This window comes from Micromonospora sp. DT4, from assembly GCF_049841675.1.
GTDB lineage: Bacteria > Actinomycetota > Actinomycetes > Mycobacteriales > Micromonosporaceae > Micromonospora.
In genome coordinates, this window is record NZ_JBNCKT010000230.1 from 1 (window position 1) to 3,265 (window position 3,265).

The following is a 3,265-nucleotide window of genomic DNA, read 5'->3' on the forward strand; positions in this document are numbered from 1 at the left end:
GAAAGCCTTGTTCGGCAAGCCAGAAGTCCGCTACGCAGCCGGCTAACCACGGCACCTTTGGGTTACTGGTCAATAACGCGTCGACTTTCGGGCCGAAGAAGGTGTGCATGTGCGAGGCGCCCGACAGGCCGGGGACGACGATCGGGTCGTCCGGAGCCGAGTTGGCGAGCTCGCAGTCGGTGTGGAACTCGGGGACGCGGGTGGTCCCCGGCGTCACCGCCCTCGGCTTGATCGCGTTGAAGGCCGCCAGCTCCTGGTTCCACCGGGCCTGGTCGACCGGCACCCAGCCGGCCGCTGGCGGCGTGCCCGGGTTGGTCGGCGTGCCCGGGTTGGTCGGCGTGCCCGGGGTGCTCGGCGTGCCCGGGGTGGTGCCCGGGGTGGTCGGCGTGCCCGGCGTCGGCGTCGCCGGGTTGGCGCTCGGCGTGGGCGAGGCGCTCGGCGTCGTGCCCGTGGCAGAGCCGAACGTGAACCAGTTCAGGTTCACGAAGTCCGACCGGGAGGTGCTCTTCATGACGGCGAAGACGGTCTGCGGGCCGGCCGGCACACTGGACGCCGTGGCGGTCACCGTCGTCCACCTCTGCCAACCGCCGGTGTGGGCGATCGGGAAGCTGGCCAGCAGGGTGCCGGTCTGCGTACCGAGACGCAGCTCGACGGCGCCGCCGTCGGTGTTGTTCGCGGCGACCCGGGCCTTCAGGTCGGCACCGGTGATCGACACGTCGTCGTAGCGCAGCCAGTCTCCATTGCCGAGCCAGCCGACGTTCCTGCCGCCGTCGGCGTCGCCGGTGCTCTCGGTCTGCGCGCCGGACTGCGCCGCGAAGGCCTCCGCCTGGATGCGGCCCGGCACGGCGACCTCTTCGGCCTGGGCGCCGGCGATGTAGATGCCGCTGCCGGCCAGGGCGGCGGCGACCGCGGAGGCGAGCGTGATGCGAGCGAGGCGGCGGCGCTTTCGCGCCCGGTCCGGCGGTGCGACGTGCGCGGGGGGAGTCCGCATTACCAGTGATTCCTTCGAGTTGGCGATAACGCTCCTGTCGGATGAAGTATGTGCACGTCCAGGGCCTGCGGCAACGTGCGGAAGAAGAATTAAGGAGGGCCGTGGACGTACGTGTTCAGCCAACGTCAACGGCATGATCATGCCTTGTCGAGACTCTCGCCGATCTGGTCAAACCATTACAGAGCGGACGGCCACAGCTGGCAGGAGCGGCTGCAGGGTCAAGATCGACCCACCGTATGAGCGCATAACCACAGGTCAGACCGATTCGGCCGCCCATCTACTCACGCTGAACAGCTACCCGTGGACAAGTCTCCTGGTGGCCGCCGACCGGGCTCCGGATAACAATTTTTCGCCCGCGCAGCCTTAAGTTTGCATTAATACTGATGGCATGCCTTCCAGAGCGGGCGTCCCTCGGCTCACGCGTCAGCCGGGCCGGCTTGCGGCCTTCAGCGACGCCGTCTTCGCCATCGCCGTCACACTCCTCGTGTTGGAGATTTAACCGCCGAGGGACTTCGGGCACCTCCTGCGGGGCCTCGGGGCGTTGTGGCCGTCGTACCTGGCGTACGCGCTGAGCCACCCGGGCCGAACTGCTGGCCCGGCTCGGACGCGACGCACAGGCCCGAGCCGCCTACGACGAGGCCATCGCACTGACCAGCAACGACACCGAACGCGCCTTCCTCCAGGCGCGCCGGAGCGAACTCACCCACACGAGGAGACCATCGTGACCGCGACCTACACCTTCGACGTCTTCACCAGCCTCGACGGCTTCGGCAGCACCACCGGCAACTGGGGTGGCTACTGGGGTAAGCAGGGCCCCGAGTTGCTTCAGCGCCGCCTCGCCACGTACGAAGCGGACCACCGCATGGTCTTCGGCGCCCGCACGTTCGAGCTGTTCGGCCAGATGCTGGCCGACAGCACCGAGGAGTCCGACGTCCGGGACGCCTGGGTCACCCGGATGAGGAGCCTCCCGGCGACTGTCGTGTCGAACACCCTGGAGGGACCGCTCGACTGGCCGGACGCGACAGTCGTCCGTGGTGACGCCGTCGACGTCGTCGCCCGGCTCAAGGAGGAGTCCGAGGTGCCGCTGCGGTCGCACGGCAGCCTGTCGATGAACCGGGCACTGATGGCCGCCGGCCTGGTCGACCTCGTCCAGGTGACGCTCTTCCCGGTGGTCACCGGTCAGACCGGAACGGAGCCGATCTTCCGCGGGGCGGCCGACTTCGACCTGGACCTGGTCGAGAGCCGCACGCTCGACGGTCGGACCCAGGAACTCGTCTACCGACCCACCCTGCACACCTGAGTCCTCCCCGCGAGTGGATCACGAGCTGGCCGGCCGCTTCTGGACGCCGGTGCGATGGCCGTGAAGAGCTATGGCTGGTACTGGTCGTTGCACTCGACCCGCAAGACGTCCGGCGGCCAGTGCTACGACGTCCGGGACGACACTGGTGACCAGGTGTACCGGCCGTCGTCGGCACAGACGTCGACGTCAGCGGCGGTGGACCGGACCTGGTCGGCCCGGATGACCCGCAGCGGTAACATCATGCAAGCGCACTACTGCGCCACCACCACCGCGTGCGGTGGCTGGGTGGACGAGGACTGGCTGTCGCAGTACGGCTCGCGTGACCTCGCCAACTCGGCGTCAGTCTGGTGGACCTCGCCGTCTCCCGGCTGACCCGGGACATCCTCAGCGGCAAGAGCGACCCGGGCGAACGCCTCGTCGAGGAGCAGCTCACCGGTCGGCTCGGGATCAGCCGGGGGTCACTGCGGGAGGCGCTGCGGTTGCTGGCCCAGCAGGGCCTGGTCGAGTACGTGCCCCGACGAGGCGTCCGGGTCGCCACCCTCTCCGACCGCGTTGTGCGGGAGTTGTACGAGCTGCGGACCGTACGACGAAGCGCCCCGTCCGCTGTGGACGGGGCGCTTCGTGGCGTCAGCCGAGCGGCGCGCCGGGCGTCGGATGATCCTCGTCGACGCGCGGCAGCGGCGCGGCCACCTCGATCCGGGGCGACCGGTCCGGCGGAAGGTGGGCGGGGTCGGCGATGACGACCACGTCCACCTCGCCGTCGACCATCTTCTGCTCGACGGTCTCCCACGATGCGCGGATGATCCCGTTCAGTCGGTAGTCATGTCGGCGCAGGTGGGTCAGACACGTCGCGATGGCGTGTTCCGACGGCTCGATGTCGGCGGGTACCCAGATGACGGCTAGCCCTGCATTCCGCGCGTGGCTGATCGTGGGTGGGTTTCGGCGTGGCGGGTTCGTCACGAGCGGGGTCGGTG

At 69.1% G+C, this 3,265-nt stretch carries 5 protein-coding genes and 1 pseudogene; 4 read left to right on the forward strand and 2 right to left on the reverse strand.

The window, feature by feature from the left end; all coding sequences use genetic code 11:
• Positions 1 to 991: carbohydrate-binding protein (locus ACLQ24_RS29025; protein ID WP_425894924.1), on the reverse strand; the 991-nt coding region annotated here is incomplete at its 3' end.
• Between the two features lie 388 nt (positions 992 to 1,379).
• On the opposite strand from ACLQ24_RS29025, the gene ACLQ24_RS29030 reads away from it, so the two are divergent.
• From ACLQ24_RS29030 to ACLQ24_RS29045, 4 genes are all read left to right on the forward strand, one after another.
• Positions 1,380 to 1,490, forward strand: coding sequence for a TMEM175 family protein (locus ACLQ24_RS29030; protein ID WP_425894925.1), 111 nt, complete (start codon positions 1,380 to 1,382; stop codon positions 1,488 to 1,490).
• A gap of 222 nt (positions 1,491 to 1,712) precedes the next feature.
• A complete protein-coding gene (locus ACLQ24_RS29035) occupies positions 1,713 to 2,291 on the forward strand; it encodes a dihydrofolate reductase family protein (RefSeq protein ID WP_425894926.1) in 579 nt (192 codons plus the stop codon).
• Between the two features lie 54 nt (positions 2,292 to 2,345).
• On the forward strand, positions 2,346 to 2,663 hold the full coding sequence (locus ACLQ24_RS29040; RefSeq protein ID WP_425894927.1) for a hypothetical protein: 318 nt from the start codon (positions 2,346 to 2,348) through the stop codon (positions 2,661 to 2,663).
• The gene (locus ACLQ24_RS29045; protein WP_425894928.1) at positions 2,639 to 3,031 is read left to right on the forward strand and encodes a GntR family transcriptional regulator; all 393 of its coding nucleotides are present in this window, start codon (positions 2,639 to 2,641) and stop codon (positions 3,029 to 3,031) included. Before ACLQ24_RS29040 ends, ACLQ24_RS29045 begins: the two co-directional genes overlap by 25 nt.
• Here the strand turns inward: ACLQ24_RS29045 and ACLQ24_RS29050 are convergent.
• Positions 2,919 to 3,265 (reverse strand): annotated as a pseudogene (locus ACLQ24_RS29050) (hypothetical protein); the annotation flags it as partial. The gene ACLQ24_RS29045 and the pseudogene ACLQ24_RS29050 overlap by 113 nt on opposite strands.